Here is a 22,420-nt window from a genome sequence, read left to right on the forward strand (position 1 = left end):
TGGATCGTGATATGCTTGTAGGAATTGAACATGAAACGTGATGACGGGACAATTAAGCAAGAAAGGTCGCGATCAGAGAGTAAATTCCATGGGCTGCAAGAATTTACCGAAGGCCGCTTGCTGAACCTACCTCCGAGCGGCCGGTGATGAACCGGACAGCGCCTTCTGTTATAGGCTTAAGCTGGATGATCCTACCTGTAGAGGTCATCAACAAAGGTGGTACCGCGGAAGCTAAGACTTTCGTCCTTTATGGACGAAAGTCTTTTTTGTTGTCACGAAACAAGCATAGGATGGGATTAATGATGACAGAACGTATTGTCGTAAAAATTGGCAGCAGTTCGCTTACGTCCGAAGAAGGCGGCTTAAATCGCGAACGCATTCAGTATTTTGCATCGGAACTTGCTGTGCTTCACCAAAGAGGCAGCAGCGTGATGCTCGTAACCTCCGGCGCGGTTGCAGCCGGCTTTCGCCAAATCGGCTACGCGACTAAACCTAAGATCGTACACGAGAAGCAAGCTGCGGCAGCAGTTGGCCAAGCGCTGCTCATGCAGGCTTATCAGGAAGCATTCAGCGGATACGGCATCGTAGCCGCGCAAATTTTGCTGACACGTGCGGACTTCTCCAATCGCCGCCGCATTCAAAATGCTCTGATGACGATTGAAGAGCTGCTCCGGCTTGGCATTATCCCGATCATCAACGAAAATGATACGGTAGCGACCGACGAGCTGGTTCCCAAATTCGGAGATAACGACAGCTTATCTGCGCTTGTAGCGGCCATGACGAAGGCTGCTCAGCTTGTCATCATCACCGATATGGATGGCTTGTATACCGAGGATCCGCGCAAAAATCCGCAGGCAGTCAAAATTGAGCGCGTAGATCAAATCTCCGAGGATATTATGAAGGTTGCAGGCGGCGCAGGCTCCTCTGTCGGCACAGGCGGCATGCGCTCCAAGATCGAAGCGGCACGCATTGCCATGCGGGGCGGTGTCCATGCTTTTATTGGAAAGGTACAGCAAGAAGGCGATTTGGCGCTTGCGGTAGAAGGCAACGGCCGCGGCACTTATTTCGATACGAAGCTGAACAGCCTGCCTATGAAGAAACAATGGCTCGGCTTTCATTCGATGCCGCAAGGCAAAGTTACGATCGACGAAGGTGCTGTTAACGCCCTGCTCGAAGGGGGCAAGAGCCTTTTGCCAGCAGGCGTAACAGAAGTGCAAGGCGAGTTCCTCCCCGGCGACGTCGTTGAAGTGACGAACAGCCAAGGCGACACGCTCGGTCGAGGCGTCGTCAATTACGCCGCATGGCAAATCCAAGCGGTTGCCGGCATGACCACTGAGGAAGTAAAACGCAGAGTTGACGTTTCCCGCATCGAATTTATTCATCGCGACGAGTGGATTACATTGAAATAATAAGGAGGCTTCCTATTATGGCCAGCGAAGTAAGACAGAAAGCAACATTGGCGCAAGATGCATCAGCCATTATGAACCGATTGACAACAGAGCAAAAAAACACAGCACTTATACATATGGCAGACGCCCTGCTCGCCGAGCAAGCTGCCATTATTTCCGCAAATGAGCTTGATTTGCAGCGCGGTCGCGAGCAAGGCACTAGCCCTTCCCTGCTCGACCGCCTAGCGCTTAATGGCGACCGTGTAGCAGCGATTGCCGAGGGACTTAGACAAATCGTGGATCTACCGGATCCTGTCGGTGAGCTTCTTGAGCATTTTGACCGTCCAAACGGATTAAAGGTAGAGAAAGTTAGAGTTCCGCTCGGCGTCATTGGCATGATCTACGAAGCGCGTCCTAACGTTACTGTAGATGCGGCAGGTCTTTGCTTGAAAACCGGCAATAGCGTCGTCCTTCGCGGCGGCTCTGCAGCAATCGAATCAAACCGCAAAATCGTAGAGGTTCTAAAAAATGCGCTTGCCGCAACGGCAATGCCTGCAGATGCCATTCAGCTTATAGAAGACTCGGACCGCGCCTCGGTGAACGAGATGCTGAAGCTTAACGGCCTGCTTGACGTTGTTATTCCAAGGGGCGGAGCATCACTAATCCGCAACGTAGTCGAAAACGCTACCGTGCCCGTCATCGAAACCGGTGCTGGCATCTGCCATACTTTTGTGGATGCTACCGCCGATTACGACATGGCCGTAGACATTGCATTTAATGCAAAGGTGCAGCGTCCTTCCGTCTGCAATTCAATGGAAACCTTGCTTGTAGAGGAATCGTTTGCCGAGCAGCACCTCGCAAAGCTTTCCGATCGCTTTGTTCAAGCCGGCGTAGAGCTTCGCGGCTGCGAGAGAACCGTTTCGCTTATTCCTGGCACTAAGCTTGCTACGGATGAGGATTATGGCACAGAATATAATGACTATATTATGAATATACGTATCGTTCCGAATCTTGACGCCGCGCTTGCGCATATTCGCCGTTTTGGAACGAAACATTCGGAATGCATCGTAACGGAAAATGCTCACCATGCTGAGCGGTTTATCCAAGAAATTGATGCGGCTGCCGTTTATCATAATGCCTCCACCCGCTTCACCGACGGCTTCGAGTTCGGTTTTGGCGCAGAAATCGGCATAAGCACGCAAAAGCTCCATGCACGCGGACCAATGGGCCTGCCGGCTCTAACTTCGACCAAATACCGGATTTACGGTACCGGTCAAGTACGCGGCTAATGCAGCTGATTCAAAGGCAAGCTAAATCAAATTTATTATGATATTACGGAGGTAAACAACAATGACCCTGCTAACACAAGCTGGAATTGCCAGCCTACAGATCTGTTTCTACGGAGCTGGTTCAATGGCCGAAGCGATCGCGCGAGGTTTAATTAACAAGAAGCTCGTTGAGCCAAACCGAATTTCGATGCTTAATCGGCAAAATGAAGAACGCCTTAACGAGCTGAATGAGCGTTACGGCGTGCAAACGATCGTTCAAGGCTCAAGCAATGAAGCCTACTTGCGTGAAGCCGACATTATCTTTTTGGCGATGAAGCCTAAGGATGCTGCCGCAGCTATCGCGTCCATCCAACCATTGGTTTCACCGAAGCAGCTTATTATTTCAGTTATTGCCGGACTATCCATTAACGCGATCGAGAAGCTGCTTGGCGGAAAAGGCGCTGTCGTCCGGGCAATGCCAAATACCTCCAGCACGATAGGCCTTGGCGCTACGGGCATCAGCTATTCGGATAACGTGACTCCGCAGCAGCGAACCATCACGGAGGCGATCTTCAGCTCCGTCGGCATCAATGCCGTCGTTGATGAGTCCTTGCAGCAAGCCGTGACCGGCGTATCCGGCAGCGGGCCTGCTTATGTGTATTTCTTCATGGAATCGATGATTGCATCCGCCATTGAGCTTGGCATTTCCGAGGCTTCGGCCAAAGAGCTTGTCGTGCAAACCGTGCTCGGCGCTGCGGAAATGATTCGTTATACGGGCGAAGAGCCGGCAGAGCTTCGTCGCAAGGTAACTTCGCCTAACGGCACAACGCATGCTGCCATTGAGCTGATGCGCGAGAATCAGTTTTTGGAAACGGTCAATAAGGGTGTCAAGCGCTCTGCCGAACGTGCGGGAGAGCTCGGCGCAGAAATCGAGAGGAGCATTACGGAATGAACGGAGTATGTATCGCAACCTATCGTTCCTATGACGATAAAGCCGATTTTAACAAAAAGGCGCTTTCGATAGCAGTCGGGTTGACGGTTGGCAGCTGGACGGAGCTTCCTGAAGCGCAAAAAGCAGACATGGAGAAGCATCTGGGGAAAGTGCTGTCCGTGACCGTCAATGAGCCCGCAAATGCTATGCCTGGCGAACGTTACGCCGACATTAAGATTGCATATCCGGACATAAACTTTAGCCGCGATCTGCCTGCCCTTCTCGTTACAGTGTTCGGCAAGCTTTCGATGGATGGCAAAATCAAGCTGCTTGACCTGGATGTATCCGAACATTTTGCTTCGGCTTTCCCTGGGCCAAAATTTGGCTTAAACGGCGTTCGCGAACTGCTTGGCGTTGCGGAGCGACCGCTTTTAATGAGCATTTTCAAATCGGTTGTTGGATATGACCTTGCTAACTTGCAGGATCAGTTCTATAAACAAGCGCTTGGCGGCGTTGATCTGATCAAAGACGATGAAATCTTGTTTGAAAATCCGCTTACGCCGCTTGAGAAACGCGTTGAGGCTTGCATGGACGCCGCTCGTCGCGCTGAAGCGGAAACCGGCCAGAAGCTGCTGTACGCTGTGAATTTAACTGGACCTACCTCTCAGCTTGCCGCGAATGCACGCAAAGCGATAAACGCAGGCGCAAACGCATTATTGTTTAACGTGCTCGCGTATGGCTATGATGTGCTTCACGAGCTAAGCAGCGACAAATCGATAAATGTGCCTATAGCCGCTCATCCAGCCATGGCAGGCGCTATGTATCCGTCGCCGCACTACGGAATCAGCGCTTCGCTGCTTCTTGGCAAGCTTATGCGCCTTGCTGGCGCCGATCTCGTTCTTTTTCCTTCCCCGTACGGCTCAGTAGTCATGCCGAAGGAAGAAAACTTGGCGGTTAAGGATGCTTTGCTTGAGCAGCTGCATGGCTTGCGGACAAGCTTCCCGGTTCCGTCTGCCGGTATTCATCCCGGACTCGTTCCGCTTATTCTCAAAGACTTCGGTACGGATGTTGTCGTTAATGCAGGCGGCGGCATCCACGGCCATCCGATGGGCACAGCGGCTGGCGGACAAGCGTTCCGTCAAGCTATTGCTGCTACATTAAATCAAGTGCCGCTTCGCGATGCTGCTGCGCAGCCTGGCAATGAAGCATTGCAGGCCGCTATAAACGCTTGGGGGATCAAAGAATAATGACGGAGAAAATAACAGCTAAGAAACGCATCGTATTCTGCGATTTTGACGGAACGATAACGGTAAATGACAATATTATCGCTATTATCAAACATTTTAACCCAGAGGGCTGGGAGAAGATTGCTGAACAAACGATTTCGCAGGAGCTTACGATTAAGGATGGAGTCGGGCAATTGTTCCGCCTTCTCCCTGCTTCCATGCAAGAGGAAGTTGTAGCATTCAGTATTTCCAATGCCCGCATTCGGGACGGGTTTACTGATTTTCTCGCTTATTGCAAAGAGCAGCAGATTGAGTTTTACGTAACGAGCGGCGGCATCGACTTTTTTGTTTATCCGATTCTCGAGCAATTCGGTATTCCAAGTGATCACATTTATTGCAACGGAAGCGACTTTAGCGGCGAATCCATTGAAATATTGTGGCCGAATCCATGCGATGGGCATTGTACCAACGATTGCGGCATGTGCAAAACGACCATTATGCGCCGCTTTCCTGCCGATCAATACGAACGGATTATTATCGGCGACAGCGTAACCGATTTTGAAGGCGCAAAGCTTGCAGATGTCGTGTTCTCACGTTCCCATCTAACTGTGAAATGCAAAGAGCTTGGGCTTGCGCATCATGAATACGAAACTTTCCACGATATCATCCATTATATGAATGCTGAAAGGACGACTTCGCAATGAGCTTTCAACAAATCGCATTAGAAGATAAACAACGCGCTCTATCCGAGCTGCGTGACGTAAAGGAGCTATTCGCTTCGCGCGGCTGGTTTCCGGGCACAAGCGGCAACCTATCGATTCGTGTAGGGGATTTCAAGCCCGATGATTTTCAATTCGCGGTTACGGCAAGCGGCAAAGATAAAACCGTTCATACGCCGGAGGATTATTTGTTCGTTGACCAAGACGGCAAACCATGCGAGACCACTCGCCTAAAGCCTTCGGCAGAAACCCTTATTCACTGCGAAATCTACAAGCTGACTGGCGCAGGCGCGATTTTCCACGTTCATACGGTCTTCAACAGCGTCATCTCTGAGTACTTCTGGGATCGCAAGTCGGTGCCGGTTGATGGGGTTGAGCTTATCAAAGGCTTTAACATCTGGGATGAGGAAGCGCATATCGATATTCCTATCGTCTCCAACTTCGCTCACATCCCTTCTATCGTTCCCGAGGTAACGGATCGCATCATTCCGAACATTCCAGGCATTTTACTGCGCAAGCACGGCATTTATGCTTGGGGCGCCAATGCTTTCGAAGCAAAGCGTCACCTTGAAGCGTTCGAGTTTATTTTTGAATATGTATACCGACTGGAGCTGCTGCAGCGCGGCAATCGATAAATTTTGTATGCAAACAGGTGTCTCAATAGCAGAAATGCTGTTGGGACACCTGTTTTTTTATAACGGTTATTCGTTTTCGATTTCAACAAATTGCTGCGGATTGGATCGAATATAAGTGCTGATTAGCTTCAACGAATTAGGAGCAATTAACAGAAACCGTTCAAAGAGAAGATTTACAGTACTTAGAAGAACATCATCATGACCCAAATCGTTAAACGCGGCGTCACTCCATTGCAAACCCAGCTTGTCATTTCTCGCTTTAAGCACTTTCTCGGTGTCTTTAAGCAATTCAAGCATAGGCGCATCGCCAAAGAAACGTAATCCGCCCGTCACCCCGTTCCAATACGACGGCTTATCCAGCAAATAGGAGATCCAAGCGTAATACTCGCTGCTCGAGTTTTTTGCATGGTCGTACATCACTCTGAACATGCATAACGCCTGCTGTCCTTGCGTGAGCTGTGAGATGGCTGCCGTTTTGATCGAGGTCTCTTTTCCGCGAATTCGAGAAAATGTGGGTTCCATGCATGCCCATCCTAATCTTTCATCATCCAGTGAAACAAATGTCTGTTTTCTAATCGCTACTAATGTCATTCAATCGCTCCCTTGTTTTTTGACTAACATGAATGTCAATTAAAAGGGCAAAAAAAATTAACCGACTCGAATTACTGCTAATGCAGATTCAATTACTTGCTCTAAGACAGTCGTTAGCCGCTGCTTCATCTCTTTCTCTGAAATGCCCCGTGAAATAAGCTCCTGCTGCTCTTTGTCCAAATAATTCATGCCTTGCGATACCGCTCCCCAGAACTGCATAGCCATAAGGCTAGCGTCTCCCGGCAAAATCATCTGCTGGCTGATACCCTTCTCAATCGCATGCGTCATAGGACTTATAAAGCTCTTCACCCATTCAAATGGAGAAAACGTCTCCGCCGTATACAAATAATGAACGTCAATGCTGATTCGCATAAAAAAGCGTGACACAGCTGCATCATCCAATACTTGCGTGCAAACGATGCGGGCGTACTCACTGAACAGGTCTAGAGGTGCCCCTTCTTTTTCAAAATGGGACTTCGTGAACTGTTCGCTTTTGTCCATCCGATCCTCATAAAGCTCACGAAACAACGCCTGCTTGTTTTTAAAATAATGATAAACCAGTCCGCGCGCCAGACCGGCCCGTTCCGCTATTTCGCCAATCTCGGCAGCCGCATAACCTTTTTCCGCGTACACGAGAATAGCTGCTTGCAAAATCTCTTTTGTCCGCTGTTTGCGAATTTCTTCATTTTGTTCTTTTGTCCGTGGCGACATGCTGTATCCCTCTTTTTCGTTGACATTCATGTTAATCAAAAGCATACTTCAAAATCTGGAAATTGTAAATGACTTGCTATCCCTTTCTCTTCTCCCCTCTCAAACAAATAGCGATAATATTTCTTATTGACTTTAACGTAACGGAAATGTTCATAATGGCATGAGGGAGTTGATTGAATTGAAGGTGCATGAAGCTGCAAAGCAGCTCGGCGTAACACCGCGCACGCTGCGATTTTACGAAGAAAAAGGGCTGATTAGTCCTTATAAAGCTGCGGAAAATAATTATCGCTCATACTCCGATGAGGATCTTATTCGGCTGCGCTGGATCATTTCCTTGCGGGAGCTGGGCATGACGGTATCGGCAATTCAAGATGCACTGGCCGTTCTGCATGCACCTGATGCTTTTATTCGCAAAGTTGACGGTGCGCGAGCGCTTTTATATGAGCAATGGATAACGGCTACGAAATCGCTTCAGGCACTTGACGAGACGATCTTGGCTTGGCAGCGAAACGGCCGCGCAGAGCTAACTCAAGCTGAAAGTGCGGCGGAAGAGATGAAGCAGAACCGCGTCGAGCGGGCGTCATGGACCGACCAGTGGAATTATGATAAAATGGCGCTCAGCTATGGCTATAAAGCTCCAATCGTGACGCTTGAAGGCGTACTTTCAGTGGAGCAATATAACCAAGCTCTCTTAAAAACCGCCGAATGGCTTGATCCGCGTGTGGATGAGCTTGGCTTGGAACTCGGTGCAGGCAGCGGAAATTTATCGGTTTTATTAGCTTCTACAGGAGCACGATTAACCCTTATTGAGCAATCCGCAGAAATGCTTGCCATCTTAAGAGAAAGGCTGCCGCAAATCGATGCCAAACAAGGCAACCTGCTCGCCCTTCCGTTAGCTGCCCAAAGCTATTCTTTCATCGGCTGCAGCTTCGCCATGCATCATTTGACACCTTCCCAGCAGCTGCTCGCTCTGGAAGAGATGGACCGGGTACTCGTAAATGGCGGACGGCTTGTGCTTACGGGTCTAATGGTTCATCCAGATGATAACCAACTTAACGCCACGCTTACCTATCTACCGGCAAAATGGACGCCATCCTCCGCCTCAGAACTCGCAAGCTGGCTTGAGGGCAGAGGCTATTTAACGGTTACTGATCGCCTCGATCCAGTTACAGGACTGCTTTACGCAAGCAAACCTTAAGCATTCAGGGGCTCAGCATATCGAAACAAAATCATTAGAGAAGATTGGTGAGATTGAAACAAAAAAAGCTAAGCCATATGGCTTAGCCTCTTCCTCCACGAAACTTTTGCGCATGAGCGCGCGCTTCTTCTGCATTCGTAACCCGATTGCGGCTCCATTCGATGAGGATCCGGTCGATGTAGCGCAAGCTCAGCTTGCCTGCGAATACGGCTTCCTTAAGCGCAAAGCGGATAATTTCATCCGTATAACGGTCATGGTCAAGCCAGCCGGAAATCGTCTCACATTCGATCGGCGACAGCAAGCGTCCGAACTCTTGCTCGAATACGCTGAACAAATCCGAGGATGACACCGCTTTGGGCTTAGCAGGCTGCCGTTCAGCCTTTTTCGTCTCCCGCTTCTGCTCCGCTGTCAGAGCTGCAGCTTTAAGCAGCCAGCCCGTCCAGTTGTAGCGCTCTGACTGCATGCCAGTCCCGATATCCACATACTCGTCAATCGTCAGAAAATCGTCCTTCATAAGCCGCCCCAGCATTTGGCCAACCTCACGGCCTGTCAGCCCCATCCGCTCTGCCAGCTCTTCCGGTGTCGGAAAATCATTCAAATCCGCTTCCATGTAAACCATGATTTGCAGCAGCAGCATCGCTTCTGAGTCCGACAAATCAAGCTGGCGGTAAGTGCGAAGGAGCATCGCCGATACATGTACGCCGCCCTCTTGCACTGCAGCGGCCATTCCATGCGAATACGCCTTCCATATCTCGTTGTTCACTGCCAGCTGCCCCCTATACTAAGCTTTTATGACGTTTTAGCTGCTTGCTTAACTAGGTTGTACGTATCTCTCGCGATCAACAGCTCTTCATTCGTAGGAACGACGAGTACTTTAACACGCGAGCTGTCCGCCGTAATTTCACGTGCATCCTTGCGGCGCTCACCGTTACGGCTGTCATCCAGCTCGATGCCAAGGAATGAGATTCCATCGCAAATCGCTTTGCGCAAAGCAACTGAATTTTCGCCAACGCCGGCGGTAAATACGATCGTATCTACGCCGTTCATCGCCGCAGCGTACGCGCCGATATACTTTTTCACCCGATAAGCATACATGTCGAAAGCAAGCTTCGCGTTTTTGTCACCTTCGAGCATCGCCTCGGTAACCTCGCGCATGTCGCTGCTAATACCGGAAATCGCGAGCATGCCGCTATGTTTGTTAAGCATAGAATTAACTTCATTTAATGTCAATTCTTCTTTATTCATAACAAACGGTACAATCGCGGGATCGATATCGCCGCTTCTCGTGCCCATCATAAGACCCTCCAAAGGAGTCATGCCCATGCTCGTATCAAACGATTTTCCGTCCAAAATAGCCGCGCAGCTTGCACCGTTGCCAATGTGGCAAGTAATCATTTTGAGCGATTCCAGCGGTTTCTTCAAATAGTCAGCCGCCTGCGCGCTTACATAGGAATGCGAAGTGCCGTGAAAGCCGTATCTCCGAATTTTGTGACGGCGGTATAACACCGTTGGGATTGGATATAAATAAGAGGTATTTGGCATGGTCTGATGGAACGCCGTATCAAATACGACAGCTTGCGGAACATCGGGCAAATTCGTCTCTACCGCCGTAATCCCCATCATATGAGCAGGGTTATGAAGCGGCGCAAGATCAAACAGCCTGCGAATTTCAAGCTTCACGTCTTGCGTAACGAGCACCGAGCTGCTGAAAACTTCTCCGCCGTGAACGACGCGGTGGCCGACGGCATCGATTTCGTTCAAATGGCTAATAGCGCCAAATTCAGGATGCGTCAGCATATCCACTACGCGCTTTACCGCTGTAACATGGTCTAAAATTTCGCTTACGTTGCGAACCTCAGGTTTATCGACCGGTTCATGTGTGACGATGGAAGAATCCATCCCGATGCGCTCTACTCGGCCGCTTGCAAGCACCGATTCATCCCGCATGTCGTATAGCTGATATTTTAACGAGGAGCTTCCTGCATTGATGACTAGTACTTTCATTAGATCCGATCCCCATCCTTATCGTATTTGAAGAAGCCGACGCCTGATTTGACGCCAAGATGCCCGGCACGGACCATTTTTTTCAGCACGATGGATGGACGGTATTTAAGCTCGCCATACTCGCGGAACATCCGGTCAAGCGCTGCCAGAACAGAATCAAGGCCGAAGCGGTCGCACATTTCAAAAGGACCATGCTGGAACGAATAGCCGATGCGCATAGCATTGTCAATATCCTCGGCTGAAGCTACGCCTTCCTCCAGTACATGGAGCGCTTCGTTAATAAACAAGCAAATAAGGCGCGTCGTAACGAAACCAGGAGATTCAAATACCATGATTCCTTTTTTGTTAATGACCTCTTCTACAAAATGTTTCGTGCGTACAAATGTTTCTTCCGAAGTTTTTAAACCACGAACGATCTCAACCAGATCAATTTTGAATACCGGATAAATAAAGTGCATGCCGATGACACGTTCAGGGTGCTTCGTTACGCTGGCAAGCTCCGTCAAGCTTAGCGTGGACGTATTGCTGGCAAGAATAGCTGTTGGACTGCAAATGCTGTCGATCTGCTCGAAAACCGCTTTTTTATCGTCCAGGTCCTCTGTAATCGTTTCTATAATCAGCTCGCACTCCGCCAATTTCTCGAAGCTGGTTGTCGGCTCAATTCTATTCATAATCAGCTTCTTCTCTGACTTCGTGAGCGCCCACTTCTCGATTTGCTTATCCAGACTTATCTCGATCATTTGTTTACCATATGCAAGACGCTCATCTGAGCGTTCAATGATAATGACGTCTAACCCTTTCGAAGCAAGCATCTCTGCAATGCCTTGCCCCATTGTTCCTACCCCAACCACGCCAACTGTTTTTATGTGCAATGTAATAGCTCCTTTAATATGGTGAGTTTGCCTCGTGCAACCTATTGAGAAGCATTCTCTGCAAATATAGTTCAACCTTATTATAACGGTTTTCATCAAAAAGAGAAGGCGGACAGACACTCCGCCTTCAAATTGTAATATTGTAAACGCTTTATGCTGCTGAGCTTGCCGAAAAGAGGCTTCTAAACTCATCACCGCTCAATGTTTCATCGCGCAGCAGCGTCTCCAGCGATTGCGTAAATACATCGCGCTTCGACTCCAGCGTCGCTTTTGTCTGCAGCATCAGCTCATCTAAAATCTCGCGGTTGATTTTCGCATAAGCTTCCTTGGTGATCATCGAGGCATCGATGATGCCAAGGTCAGTCAAGCCGGATTCGACCAGCGTTTTCACGATGCTCATCGACTGTTCAAAGTCGCCTCGCGAGCCTGTGCTGCGGCCGCCGTAGAACATTTCCTCTGCGGCCGCCCCGCCTAGCGCAATCATAATTTGGCCATTTAGAAACTGCTTCGTATAAAGGTACTGATCCTGCTGCGGATTGTGACGAACATAACCAAGCGCTTGTCCGCGCGGCGATAATGCGACCTGCGAGACGCTGCCCGGCCGAACAACCTCAGCCATAATGGCATGTCCTAGCTCGTGCAGCGCGATGCGCTCGCGTTCTTCCTTCGTAGCTTCACGATCCGTTTTCTCGCCCATCATGACTTTATCAATAGCCATCGATAGATGGTTTTCGCCTATTTTTTCGCTGCTTTCACGCATGGCATAAATCGCTGCTTCGTTCATCACACTCTCAAGCTGAGCGCCCGAGAAACCAAATGACTCTCTGGCAATGCGATCTAGGTCCACATTCTCATCAATTGGCTTATTATTGGCATGGATGTTCAAAATATGCAGTCTGCCCTTCTTATCCGGGAGATCGACCCCAATATGCCGGTCAAAGCGGCCTGGGCGCAGCAGCGCGCTGTCGAGCATTTCTTTACGGTTGGTAGCCGCTATTAACAATATGCGAGGCGATTCATTTGCGTAAATGCCATCCATCTCCGTCAACAGCTGATTTAACGTTTGATCATATTCCCGCTGTTGGCCGCCGTCTCTTTTGCCGCCGATGACTTCAATCTCATCGATAAAGATGACGGCGCTGCTTTTTTTCGCTTTATTCGCCTTCGTGCGGGCTTCCTTGAACAGATCGCGAACGCGCCCCGCCCCTACGCCTACATACATCTCTACGAACTCACTGCCTGATGCTGCTAAATAGATCGAATCGGTATACTGCGCCGCCGCTTTGGCAAGCAAAGTTTTCCCCGTTCCGGGAGGACCCGAAAGCAGAATGCCTTTTAGCGGCCGGATGCCAAGCTTCACGATTTGCTCTTGATGCACAAGAAAATCAAGCGCCTCTACAAGCTCCTGCTTTGCCCGCTCCTGGCCTCCAATTTGTTCAAAGGTCAATGGTGTCGATTTGTCTTCGGCGCGGCGCTTCTGGCTGGATACGGCGGTTAGCTTGCCTCTGCCGCGTGCTGCAAAGACGACTGCAAAGCCAAGAACGCCGAGCAGCAGCATCGGAACGACGTTTTGACCAATAAAAATAAAGAAAGCAATAAGAACAGGTACAAATCCAATCGCGATATCTGCTCCGTATTTTCTCATATTACCATGCCTCCAATTGGGCTGGCGTACGTGGAAGCACCACATATTTGACGGCTTCCGTATTTTTAATCGTAATATAAACGTTGGTATCGTCCATTTCTGTCGTTACCGTTGTGTCCTTCATAGATTTAGCTGCATCATCCATAGCAGCCGGAATGCTCGAATACGTTTTTGTCTCCATTGCTTCTGCAACTTTGAACATCGAAGAATACCAAAGATCATCAAGCTGTTTATTCGATTTGCCTTTGATTTCAAGATCGAGCCTGCGATTGCCAAACACGTCTTTGCCATTCGTTGCAATGCTGCCGTATATATCTCTAATATTGGCGTCAGGCGCCAATTCCAACTTAATCTTTACTTCGTCGCGGTTCATGACTGGTTTGTCCGAAGATACGACCCCGTGAACTTCGTTTACTACTTTGTCTAGTGGCGCTGCCACAGCCACTTGATTATAAATCGCCCAGCCTCCGAACAAAACGGATGCCGTAATTGCAGCGGTAATGATTACAGGTATTATTCGTGGTTTTATCATAATCAAAATCCCTCCCGCAGCTGTATATTGATATTTCGTATATCAACTCCGCTATACGAAAGTATATCATGTTTACCTGCGGGAATCGTCCATCAATAAAAGGAAACGGAGCCTTATGGCCCCGTTTTTGCTGGTAAAGTATATGTTTCGACCAATGTCCCTGTATCAAAGCTATAGAAATCATATAGCGAGTGCTGAGGCTTTTGGCCGTTATCGTAATAAACTTCCCAAACCTTTTTGTCATCCAGCAATCCGGGTTGAATCCGTTTGATCTGCGCAGCAGGCTTCTCATTTTTAAATGAGTTCTTTAGCGCTTGCTCAGAGATGCCATCAGAGGCTTTCACAATTTCGGGCAGCTTGTCTCCGGTCATAAAGACGAATACCTTTTCATCCGCTTGATTGACGCCTGTTACGATCCAGCTCTCTTTGCTCCAGATGTGATGGTAGACCGTTTCGATAGATGTAAGGTCAGCCGCCTTGGTCGCTTGCTCCTTGGCGTCCTTTATTGCAGCCCAATGCGGGCTCTGTATCTCGCGGAAATAAATGAAGAAAGCAGTTATAAGCAGCACGAGACATAAGGCGATTAAAATGATCCATCGCTTCAGCGTCATAAACGGCGGACGTTTCCTTGATTGTACTCGCATTAGGCTTGCAGCAAGCGGTCGAAGCTCGCTTGCGCCTCGTAACGGATTTTCTCCTCATCCAGCAACGTGCATTCGCCGTTTTTGAGAACTTGGCGACCGTCGATCCACACATGCGCAACATCGCGTCCAGATCCGGAATAAACCAAATGCGAGATCATATCTGTTTTCGGATAGAAATGCGGCTGTTCAATATCAATAGCGATGAAATCGGCTTTCATTCCTACCTTAAGGCTGCCGATTTGATCCTGCTGCCAGATGGACTTAGCGCCATAAACCGTACCCAGCTTTAATGCCTCGTAAGCAGGAATTGCGGTAGGATCGCCGGAAACGCCTTTATGCAGCAGCGCTGCCATACGAATTTCCTCGAACAAATCCAAATTGTTATTGCTTGCAACGCTGTCTGTTCCAAGTGAAACGGTAACACCTGCGCGAATCAAGTCTGGTACGCGCGCGATGCCGCTCGCCAGCTTAAGATTGCTGACCGGATTATGCGATACCGCTACTCCTTTTGCAGCTAGAAGCTCGATTTCGGCATCATTTAAATGAACCGCATGCGCAACGAGCGATGGGCGCGAGAAGAAACCAAGGCGATCCAAATGCTCGACCGGACGAAGTCCATAATCTTTAACATTTTGCTCAACCTCTGCAATGGTTTCGGACATATGCGTATGCAGCGGCAGATCATAATCATGTGCGGCTTGGACGAAGCGTTCGATATATTCCGGCGGGCAAGTATATGGCGCATGCGGTGAAATCATCGTCGTAATGCGTCCATCCGCTTTGCCGTTCCAATCACGGGCGAAAGCAATAGCTTCAGCAAGCTTAGACTCTTGCACATCCGGCGGGCATAGGCCAATTACGCCTCTTGTCAAAACGCCGCGAATGCCGCTTTGATCAACCATTTGAGCCACTTGATCCATCCGGTCGTACATGTCCACGAATGCTGTCGTGCCTGAGCGCAGCATTTCTACGATGGCAAGCGCGCTGCCGGCACGTGTATCTTGGTCGACATATTTGCCTTCCATCGGCCACATTTTCTGCTCCAGCCATACTTGCAGATTTTGATCATCGGAGTATCCCCGAAGCAAGCTCATCGCTGCATGACCATGCGTATTAATAAGTCCCGGCATAAATGCCAGCTTGCTTCCGTCGATTTTTTGAACGTCCTCTGAGAGCTGCTCCGGCGCCGCCGTACCTATGTAAGTAATTCGGTCGTTCGTAACGACCATATGTCCTTTAAACGTTGGATTTGCGTCATCCATCGTAACAAACAAACCATTTTCAATCCAAATCTGACTCATCCTTTGACTCTCCTTCTCTAACCAAATAGTAGGCTAAGCTAAGCAATTCCTTCGTAAAATCCGCATTGTGTATCCGAATTTCATCGGGTACCCGCAGGATGGCAGGCGCAAAATTAAGAATGCCCTCCACACCCGCTTCGACGAACTGATTTGCAACGTTTTGCGCTTCGAAGGCAGGTACCGTAATGATGCCTATTCTTATCTTCTGCTCCGCAACGGTTTTGACCAGCTCGCTCATAGGCAGCACGATCAAATTGTTGATGCTCGTTCCGATCTTGCTTGGATGCACGTCGAATACGGCCGTAATCTGCATATTATCCTTTGAATATTTATTGTAATTGCATAAGGCATGCCCCAAATTACCGGCTCCCACCAGTGCAACTTTGATTGTCTGATCAACCTTCAAAATCTGCCTTATCTTCTCGATTAGATAAACAACGTCATAACCGACACCCTTGCGCCCAAAATCGCCGAAATAGGCAAGATCCTTTCGGATCTGAGCAGGGTTAAGATCAAGCTTCACGCCCAAATCCTGTGAAGAAACGGTCTGAATTTCGCGATTATGCATCTCATTCAATACTTGGAGATAAATCGGAAGCCTCCTGACGACAGCCTCCGATATTTTTGTTTGCTTCATCGCTTATCCTCCTCTGCACTTGACGCTACTTGACTAACCTGCAGTACTCCTGGCTTCTCATCCGATAACCATTCGCGCATTCGAACAATCATTTGGTCCGTATGCATCGTTTCGATTTTTGGACCTGGCAAAGAATACAAGAAATGTTTTCCATAATACGTGTCAATGACTCTCGTATCGTAAATGATGACAATGCCCTTGTCTTGCGACGTTCTTACAAGCCTGCCAAAGCCCTGTTTAAAACGGATTACCGCTTGGGGTATGGACAGCTTCATAAACGGATTTTGCTTTTGGCGCTGCAGCATTTCAGCTTTAGCTTCTGCCAATGGATGGTTTGGCGGCTGAAAAGGCAGTCTGACGATTGCCAAGCAAATCAAAGCCTCGCCAGGGATGTCTACACCCTCCCAGAAGCTGCTTGTGCCAAGCAATACAGATTCAGGCGTTTGGCGGAATCTTCTCGTAAGCTTCGTTCGGTTGCCGCTGTCGATCCCTTGGCCCAGCACTTGAATGCCGGAAGCGCTTAGCATCTCTTTGAGCGGCTCATAAACTTGCTTCAACATGCGGTAGGATGTGAAAAGGACGAGCATCCTGCCCTGTGTTTCCTTCGCCGCGTCACCGAGTGATTTTACAAGCATCTCCAGATAAGAATCATCCACTGCAGCGCCTCTTAATACCGGGAAATTACGCGGGATAACGACAAGCGCCTGCTCCCTATAATTAAAAGGCGAAGGAAGCTGAACGGTTTTTAGCCGCCCTTGCTCTTCATAACCCGTAAGACCTAGCTGCTCAGCCGCGTATTGGAAAGATTTCTGGACGGATAGCGTTGCTGACGTTAACACGATGCTTTCTTTTACATCAAAGAAATATTTTTGCAGCTGAGCGCTTACATCAACAGGCACGCCGTACAGGTGCACAGACCGGTAACGATAAGTGCTGCTTGCTTCGATCCAGAATACCGAATCCGCCAAATCGAGCTTAATAAACGTCCGCAGCTCATCCTTCAGCCGTGATAAATCACGGACCGCACCGTTCAAATCGGTTATGATCGCCTGCACGCTAGGATCGTCGACGCGGTCCTTAATATCCGTAACCATCTTGTCAACGGTTCGTGTAACGCGGTTCAGCTCCGTATGCAGGTTTCCTTCAACCGTTACGCCATCCTCCCAGCTTGCAGGAAGCTCGTTTTTCTTAAGACGGCATACGGTTTGCCCGTTCTCGGTTGGACCGTCTGAAGAAGTCGTCGTGAAGCTGTAAAGCATCTCGAACAGCTTATCCCAATGCTCCTTGATCTCTTGAAAAATAGGAATGACCGTATCAATCGTCTCCAGCCATGAAGCTTGATGAGCATCATCCTCATACATCAGCTTTTGGCGGAGCGCTGGCAATAAGCCTGACCGGCTGTCCTTAAATAAGCGAAGCACAGCCTGCGTCAAAGAGAAATAGTTGATTTGCATGCCAAGATGTTTTCCTGCCACCTCTTCGACATGATGCGCTTCATCAATAATAAGATGAGTATAGGTTGGAAGCAAACGATGGTCCGCTTGGACGTCCGTAAACAGCATCGAATGGTTCGTAATCGTAACGTCGGCAATATTGGATTCGTGTTTTGCCCGGTGATAGAAGCATCTTTTGAACCATGGGCATGCCCGGTTTAGGCAGGAATCCGTATCGCTCGCTACAGTTGACCAAAAGTCAGCGCCTTTGTTGCCAAAATTCAGCTCCTCTTGATCTCCTGTTTCCGTTTCGCCTAACCAAACAACCATCTGCGCGGCAGTTACCGTATCCTCAATCGGCGATACCAAATCCTTCGTATTTACTTTCCCTTCGAATTTGCGAAGGCACAAGTAATTGCCTCTCCCTTTGAAGATAGAAGCTCTAAATTCGAAAGGTAAAATCTCTTCGAGCAGCGGGATATCACGCTGCCTGAGCTGCTCTTGCAAATTAATCGTATGCGTGCTAACGACAACCTTTTTGCCGTTCTGAATGCCATAGTATAGAGCCGGAATCAAATAACCTAATGACTTCCCCGTACCTGTCCCAGCTTCAATAAGCAAATGCTGATTTTGATTAAGCGCACTGTATACCTCTTGAAACATCGCTACCTGCGCTTCACGCTCTTCATAATTTTCGAACTTTTGTTCAAAACGTTGCCTGACCTCAGCTAAATAATTGTCGAAAGAAACATCCGTCAGCGGCAAAGCGTCGCTGCTCCCTGCGCGTGCAGGCTGCTCGTCGCTCCATTCGCGTACCTTCATCGCGAATTGATTAAAGTAGTCGTATTCATTTGATTCAAAAACGGTTCGATACTCCATCTGCTGCTGCGTATGCTTAATAAACCAGCTCAAATCGCTGCCATCATCCACAAGCGCAGACAGCCGCTGCAAAGTGAGCAGCGGCAATTTGCGTAGCTTTGTAATCGATTCGATCAGCAATTGCGCGGTTGCCCGCGCATCGCTGTCGGCACGATGATGCTGATCATGCTGTATACCGAAGAGCTCAGAAACGGCTCCAAGCTGATACGTATTAATTGTAGGATATAATATGCGAAGCAATTCAATGGTATCGAGCCTGCGCCCGGCAAAAGAACGCAAACCGCAGCGTACCAGCGCTTGGTTCAAAAACCCTGCGTCAAAGCCGACATTGTGTGCGACAAGTACCGCGTCGTCCAATAAGGGGACAAGCTTCGCGATTACCTCGTTTAGCCTTGGAGCATCCGCAACGACCGATTCATCAATGCCGGTTAATTGTGTAATGAAGGCCGGTATTGGGATGTTAGGCCGAACAAAGGAGCTAAACGTATCGATGATTTCAAGCTCATCGGAAACGATGACCAGACCAACTTGCAAAATGTCATCCTCATGGCCATGTCCCGTCGTTTCTAAGTCCAATACTGCAAATTTCATTCATTCCCCGATCCTCTCACAAACAGCACAGCTCCGTGCTTCCGAAATATAACGATAATTGCTTGGGTGTTTCCTGGCATGACTTCAAATTGTTGAGCGGATCCTTGAAGCTTGGGCAGACCTCGTAAGCCTTTTTGAATAACAGCTCCGCTTGCGCCAAATTCATGCGCACCGCTTGAATGCACCCTAGCGCATTATAGCCCATAGCGAGCCATTTGGGAAAGTCCGTCAACGCAATCAACAGTTGAAAATGCCGCTGCGCTTCATTCCAATTTTGGAGATGCATATGAGTCATGCCCAAAAACAGTCTAGCCAAGTTACATTCCGGCGATTGTATAATAGCCGTTTGAAATTGTACCGCTGCTTGCGAAAACATAAATAACTTATAATAGCCTTGACCTTTGGAAATAATCGACGCAAGCTCGTCTGGTATTTCTAAATCAGCTGAATTGCATGGTATTGCAGATGCTGCAGCCTCGCCATGCACGGGTGCGACCAGTTGAGGCTTTGCAGCTGTGGCTAACTCGCCTTGCTGATCCTTGAACTCAGCAAACTTCTCCTCGAATTCAAGCCACTGCGCAATAAACGTATCGCTAACTTTTTTTAATTCATTCATTTGTTCTTCGAATTGCTGCTTTTCCTGTGCGCCTGCACCCTCATACTGTTCAATAATTTGATCAAGCATGTCGTTCATGGATGAAAACATATGCTGGAACATACCGCATCCCGCCTTCGCCAAAGAATTAAGGAGTGTTATGTTCATTTTTTGTTTTAACGGCGCTTTTCATACGGTGTCCCATTCGTTACATAACGCAGGGATTAACGTATCCGATTCGCAAGTTACAGGATAGTCGCGTGAAGCTCTTCATTCAACATTTGCAGCGGGCGATTGTTGGCATCTAGGATCGTAACGATTGGTTTGTGCTGCTTTGCCTCTTCGTCCGTCATCATTGCGTATGAAATAATAATAACCTGATCGCCTGGCTGTACTTGCCTTGCCGCTGCACCATTTAAGCAAATGACGCCTGAGCCTCGCTCGCCTGTAATGACATAGGTTTCAAAGCGCGCTCCATTGTTGTTGTTTACGATTTGAACCTTTTCGTTCTCCCAAATGTTTGCCGCATCCATCAAGTTCTCGTCAATGGTAATGCTACCTACATAGTTCAGGTTCGCTTCCGTGACGGTTGCCCGGTGCAGCTTTGACTTCATCATCGTTCTGAACATGCTCATTCACCTCCGCTGCTTGTATTAATTGATTATCGATAAGACGCGTAGTACCAAATTTTACGGCAAGCGCCAATATTAACGGTTGTTTAATGGATTGAATTAGAGCTATCGCTTCCGGTGCCTGCAAGGATGGGTAATGCAGCAATTCTACATAATCGATCACCGCTTCGCTTGCTTTGCTCAGCTCGACTTTAACCTTCGCTTGAAGGCGCTCAACGGTCATTTCCGGCTCCTCCGCCCATTCAGAGGCTTGCTGGAGCGTTTTTGATAAAATGACGGCCTGTCCGCGCTGCTCGGCGTTAAGATATACGTTTCTAGAGCTAAGTGCAAGCCCATCCGGCTCGCGTACGATTGGGCATGGAACAATTTGCACAGGGAAGTTAAGATCATGGACCATTTGCTCAATAACCGCCACCTGCTGCGCATCCTTCATGCCGAAATAAGCGCGGTCCGGCGCGACCAGATGAAACAATTTACTGACAACCGTTCCAACGCCATCAAAATGGCCGGGTCTCGATGCGCCGCATAAACGATCGGTAACCTGATTGACGATAACCATCGTAAGCGGCTTGCTCGGATACATTTCCTCAACGGAAGGAATAAAGACGATATCGGTTCCGCATTCTTCAGCCAGCGCCAAGTCCCGCTTCTCATCGCGCGGATAACGATCCAAATCTTCGTTTGGCCCGAATTGCAGCGGATTTACGAAGATGCTAAGAACGGCAACCTCACATTCTGAGCGCGCTTGGCGCAGCAGCGAGGCATGGCCCTCATGCAAATAACCCATCGTCGGAACAAGTCCAACTTTTTTATTTGCTTGGCGGAGGTTCGACAACTGCTCTTTGAACTCCGCTTTCGTCCGGCAGATGATCATGGCAGAGGAACCTCCTTTTTTGGCTCGCTTTTATCCGCTTGTTCATCCTTTGGCGCATTCGAATCCGCACTGCCGTACAACGAAGGAATAGCTGCTGCCGGCTGAGCGGAGAAAACATGCTCCTCTGCAGGGAAAACGCCCGTTTTTACTTCGTCGACATAAGATTGAATGGCATTTCTAATCGTCGTTCCGATATCCGCATAGGTTTTCACGAATTTTTTCTCAAAGTAAGGTGATGAATATTGCAAAATATCATGGTAAACGAGCACCTGCCCATCACAGCCGCGGCCTGCGCCGATGCCGATAATCGGTATCGTAAGAACATCGCTGATCATCGTGGCAAGCGACTCGGGCACAAGCTCGATAACAATACTGAAAGCGCCTGCTTCCTCCAATGCCTTCGCGTCTTTGATCAACTGCTGAGCTTCCGAATCCAGCTTGCCTTGCACCTTATAGCCGCCAAGCTGATGAACCGATTGCGGGGTAAGCCCGATATGCCCCATTACCGGTATGCCTGCTTTCACAAGCGCCGCAACTTCAGAAGCGATCTCTTCGCCGCCTTCAAGCTTTACCGCTTGGGCGCCGCCTTCTTGCATAATCTTCGCTGCATTGCGCAGCGTGGATTCGCGGCCGATGCCATAGGTCATAAACGGCATATCGGCAACGATGAACGTATGCTGGGCACCCCTAGCAACCGCTCTTGTATGATAAACGATATCGTCGATCGTTACGGGTATCGTCGTGTCATAACCCAGCACGACATTCCCGAGTGAATCGCCGACCAGTATAACATCAATTCCAGCTTCTTCAGCAAGCTTGGCTGAAGGATAATCATAAGCTGTCAATACGGAAATCGCATTGCGGTCCTGCTTCATCTTCTTCATATTCGTAATCGTCAGTCGTTTCCTCATCAGCTTCATCCCCTTTTCAATGATAGGATAAACACAAAAAAACCTTTTAGCCGCTGCTAAAAAGGTCCCCAAACTGAAAAGGAAACGTTTGCTTGTTGTGCTTCCTTCTGTCTCGGTCCCTACGGCTCAGAGCAGAGTGTGCATTCCCAACCATTTACATATTTTTTGTTCGTCATCAGTGCAGCTTCCGTTAGAATACCGCC

Annotated in this window: 22 protein-coding genes; 7 read left to right on the forward strand and 15 right to left on the reverse strand. The window is 48.9% G+C overall.

Features of this window, described 5'->3' with window-relative positions:
* Nucleotides 1-302: 302 nt before the first annotated feature.
* From proB to mtnB, 6 genes are all read left to right on the forward strand, one after another.
* Nucleotides 303-1,409, forward strand: coding sequence for a glutamate 5-kinase (proB, locus tag ADU23_RS25605; protein WP_053376346.1), 1,107 nt, complete (start codon nucleotides 303-305; stop codon nucleotides 1,407-1,409).
* A 17-nt stretch (nucleotides 1,410-1,426) separates the two neighbouring features.
* Nucleotides 1,427-2,677, forward strand: a complete 1,251-nt coding sequence (locus ADU23_RS25610; RefSeq protein ID WP_053376347.1) for a glutamate-5-semialdehyde dehydrogenase — start codon at nucleotides 1,427-1,429, stop codon at nucleotides 2,675-2,677.
* Between the two features lie 61 nt (nucleotides 2,678-2,738).
* The gene (proC, locus tag ADU23_RS25615) at nucleotides 2,739-3,608 is read left to right on the forward strand and encodes a pyrroline-5-carboxylate reductase (RefSeq protein ID WP_053376348.1); all 870 of its coding nucleotides are present in this window, start codon (nucleotides 2,739-2,741) and stop codon (nucleotides 3,606-3,608) included.
* A complete protein-coding gene (locus ADU23_RS25620; protein WP_053376349.1) occupies nucleotides 3,605-4,834 on the forward strand; it encodes a 2,3-diketo-5-methylthiopentyl-1-phosphate enolase in 1,230 nt (409 codons plus the stop codon). The genes proC and ADU23_RS25620 overlap by 4 nt, the downstream gene beginning before the upstream one ends.
* The gene (locus ADU23_RS25625) at nucleotides 4,834-5,517 is read left to right on the forward strand and encodes a 2-hydroxy-3-keto-5-methylthiopentenyl-1-phosphate phosphatase (protein ID WP_053376350.1); all 684 of its coding nucleotides are present in this window, start codon (nucleotides 4,834-4,836) and stop codon (nucleotides 5,515-5,517) included. Before ADU23_RS25620 ends, ADU23_RS25625 begins: the two co-directional genes overlap by 1 nt.
* Entirely contained in the window at nucleotides 5,514-6,167 is a 654-nt protein-coding gene (mtnB, locus tag ADU23_RS25630; protein WP_053376351.1) for a methylthioribulose 1-phosphate dehydratase, read from the forward strand. Before ADU23_RS25625 ends, mtnB begins: the two co-directional genes overlap by 4 nt.
* 66 nt (nucleotides 6,168-6,233) lie before the next feature.
* On the opposite strand, the gene ADU23_RS25635 is transcribed toward mtnB, so the two are convergent.
* Both ADU23_RS25635 and ADU23_RS25640 read right to left on the reverse strand, forming a co-directional pair.
* Nucleotides 6,234-6,689 (reverse strand): hypothetical protein, encoded by a 456-nt coding sequence (locus ADU23_RS25635; protein ID WP_053376352.1) that lies wholly within the window; start codon nucleotides 6,687-6,689, stop codon nucleotides 6,234-6,236.
* 126 nt (nucleotides 6,690-6,815) lie between these two features.
* Nucleotides 6,816-7,469 (reverse strand): TetR/AcrR family transcriptional regulator, encoded by a 654-nt coding sequence (locus tag ADU23_RS25640; protein ID WP_053376353.1) that lies wholly within the window; start codon nucleotides 7,467-7,469, stop codon nucleotides 6,816-6,818.
* Nucleotides 7,470-7,653: 184 nt separating this feature from the next.
* Here ADU23_RS25640 and ADU23_RS25645 point away from each other — a divergent pair, with 184 nt between their 5' ends.
* Nucleotides 7,654-8,667 carry a MerR family transcriptional regulator gene (locus ADU23_RS25645; protein WP_231637642.1) on the forward strand — a complete coding sequence of 338 codons (1,014 nt, stop codon included), beginning with the start codon at nucleotides 7,654-7,656 and terminating at the stop codon, nucleotides 8,665-8,667.
* Nucleotides 8,668-8,749: 82 nt separating this feature from the next.
* On the opposite strand, the gene ADU23_RS25650 is transcribed toward ADU23_RS25645, so the two are convergent.
* The 13 genes from ADU23_RS25650 to panB all read right to left on the reverse strand — a co-directional run bounded on the left by ADU23_RS25650 (nucleotide 8,750) and on the right by panB (nucleotide 22,217).
* Nucleotides 8,750-9,430, reverse strand: a complete 681-nt coding sequence (locus tag ADU23_RS25650; RefSeq protein WP_063846103.1) for a DnaD domain-containing protein — start codon at nucleotides 9,428-9,430, stop codon at nucleotides 8,750-8,752.
* Between the two features lie 26 nt (nucleotides 9,431-9,456).
* Entirely contained in the window at nucleotides 9,457-10,671 is a 1,215-nt protein-coding gene (locus ADU23_RS25655) for an acetate/propionate family kinase (RefSeq protein WP_053376355.1), read from the reverse strand.
* Nucleotides 10,671-11,543, reverse strand: coding sequence for a 3-hydroxyacyl-CoA dehydrogenase family protein (locus tag ADU23_RS25660; RefSeq protein WP_082311202.1), 873 nt, complete (start codon nucleotides 11,541-11,543; stop codon nucleotides 10,671-10,673). Before ADU23_RS25660 ends, ADU23_RS25655 begins: the two co-directional genes overlap by 1 nt.
* 151 nt (nucleotides 11,544-11,694) lie before the next feature.
* Nucleotides 11,695-13,188, reverse strand: coding sequence for an AAA family ATPase (locus ADU23_RS25665; RefSeq protein ID WP_053376356.1), 1,494 nt, complete (start codon nucleotides 13,186-13,188; stop codon nucleotides 11,695-11,697).
* A 1-nt stretch (nucleotide 13,189) separates the two neighbouring features.
* Nucleotides 13,190-13,720, reverse strand: coding sequence for a hypothetical protein (locus ADU23_RS25670; protein WP_053376357.1), 531 nt, complete (start codon nucleotides 13,718-13,720; stop codon nucleotides 13,190-13,192).
* A 113-nt stretch (nucleotides 13,721-13,833) separates the two neighbouring features.
* Nucleotides 13,834-14,331: a cell wall elongation regulator TseB-like domain-containing protein gene (locus tag ADU23_RS25675; protein ID WP_053376358.1), complete on the reverse strand. Its 498-nt coding sequence runs from the start codon at nucleotides 14,329-14,331 to the stop codon at nucleotides 13,834-13,836.
* A 32-nt stretch (nucleotides 14,332-14,363) separates the two neighbouring features.
* Nucleotides 14,364-15,665 (reverse strand): amidohydrolase, encoded by a 1,302-nt coding sequence (locus tag ADU23_RS25680; RefSeq protein ID WP_053376359.1) that lies wholly within the window; start codon nucleotides 15,663-15,665, stop codon nucleotides 14,364-14,366.
* Nucleotides 15,646-16,302, reverse strand: a complete 657-nt coding sequence (locus ADU23_RS25685) for a redox-sensing transcriptional repressor Rex (RefSeq protein WP_053376360.1) — start codon at nucleotides 16,300-16,302, stop codon at nucleotides 15,646-15,648. Before ADU23_RS25685 ends, ADU23_RS25680 begins: the two co-directional genes overlap by 20 nt.
* Nucleotides 16,299-19,205 carry an ATP-dependent DNA helicase DinG gene (gene dinG, locus ADU23_RS25690; RefSeq protein WP_053376361.1) on the reverse strand — a complete coding sequence of 969 codons (2,907 nt, stop codon included), beginning with the start codon at nucleotides 19,203-19,205 and terminating at the stop codon, nucleotides 16,299-16,301. The genes ADU23_RS25685 and dinG overlap by 4 nt, the downstream gene beginning before the upstream one ends.
* Nucleotides 19,206-19,221: 16 nt before the next feature.
* On the reverse strand, nucleotides 19,222-19,923 hold the full coding sequence (locus tag ADU23_RS25695) for a tetratricopeptide repeat protein (RefSeq protein ID WP_053376362.1): 702 nt from the start codon (nucleotides 19,921-19,923) through the stop codon (nucleotides 19,222-19,224).
* 122 nt (nucleotides 19,924-20,045) lie between these two features.
* Nucleotides 20,046-20,429, reverse strand: a complete 384-nt coding sequence (gene panD / locus ADU23_RS25700; RefSeq protein ID WP_053376363.1) for an aspartate 1-decarboxylase — start codon at nucleotides 20,427-20,429, stop codon at nucleotides 20,046-20,048.
* Complete coding sequence (gene panC, locus ADU23_RS25705; protein ID WP_063846104.1) at nucleotides 20,356-21,306, reverse strand: pantoate--beta-alanine ligase; 951 nt, start codon at nucleotides 21,304-21,306, stop codon at nucleotides 20,356-20,358. The genes panD and panC overlap by 74 nt, the downstream gene beginning before the upstream one ends.
* Complete coding sequence (gene panB, locus ADU23_RS25710; protein ID WP_053376364.1) at nucleotides 21,303-22,217, reverse strand: 3-methyl-2-oxobutanoate hydroxymethyltransferase; 915 nt, start codon at nucleotides 22,215-22,217, stop codon at nucleotides 21,303-21,305. Before panB ends, panC begins: the two co-directional genes overlap by 4 nt.
* Nucleotides 22,218-22,420: the final 203 nt, after the last annotated feature.

The sequence above is a fragment of the Paenibacillus sp. FJAT-27812 genome (assembly GCF_001273905.1).
Classification (GTDB): Bacteria; Bacillota; Bacilli; order Paenibacillales; family Paenibacillaceae; genus Pristimantibacillus.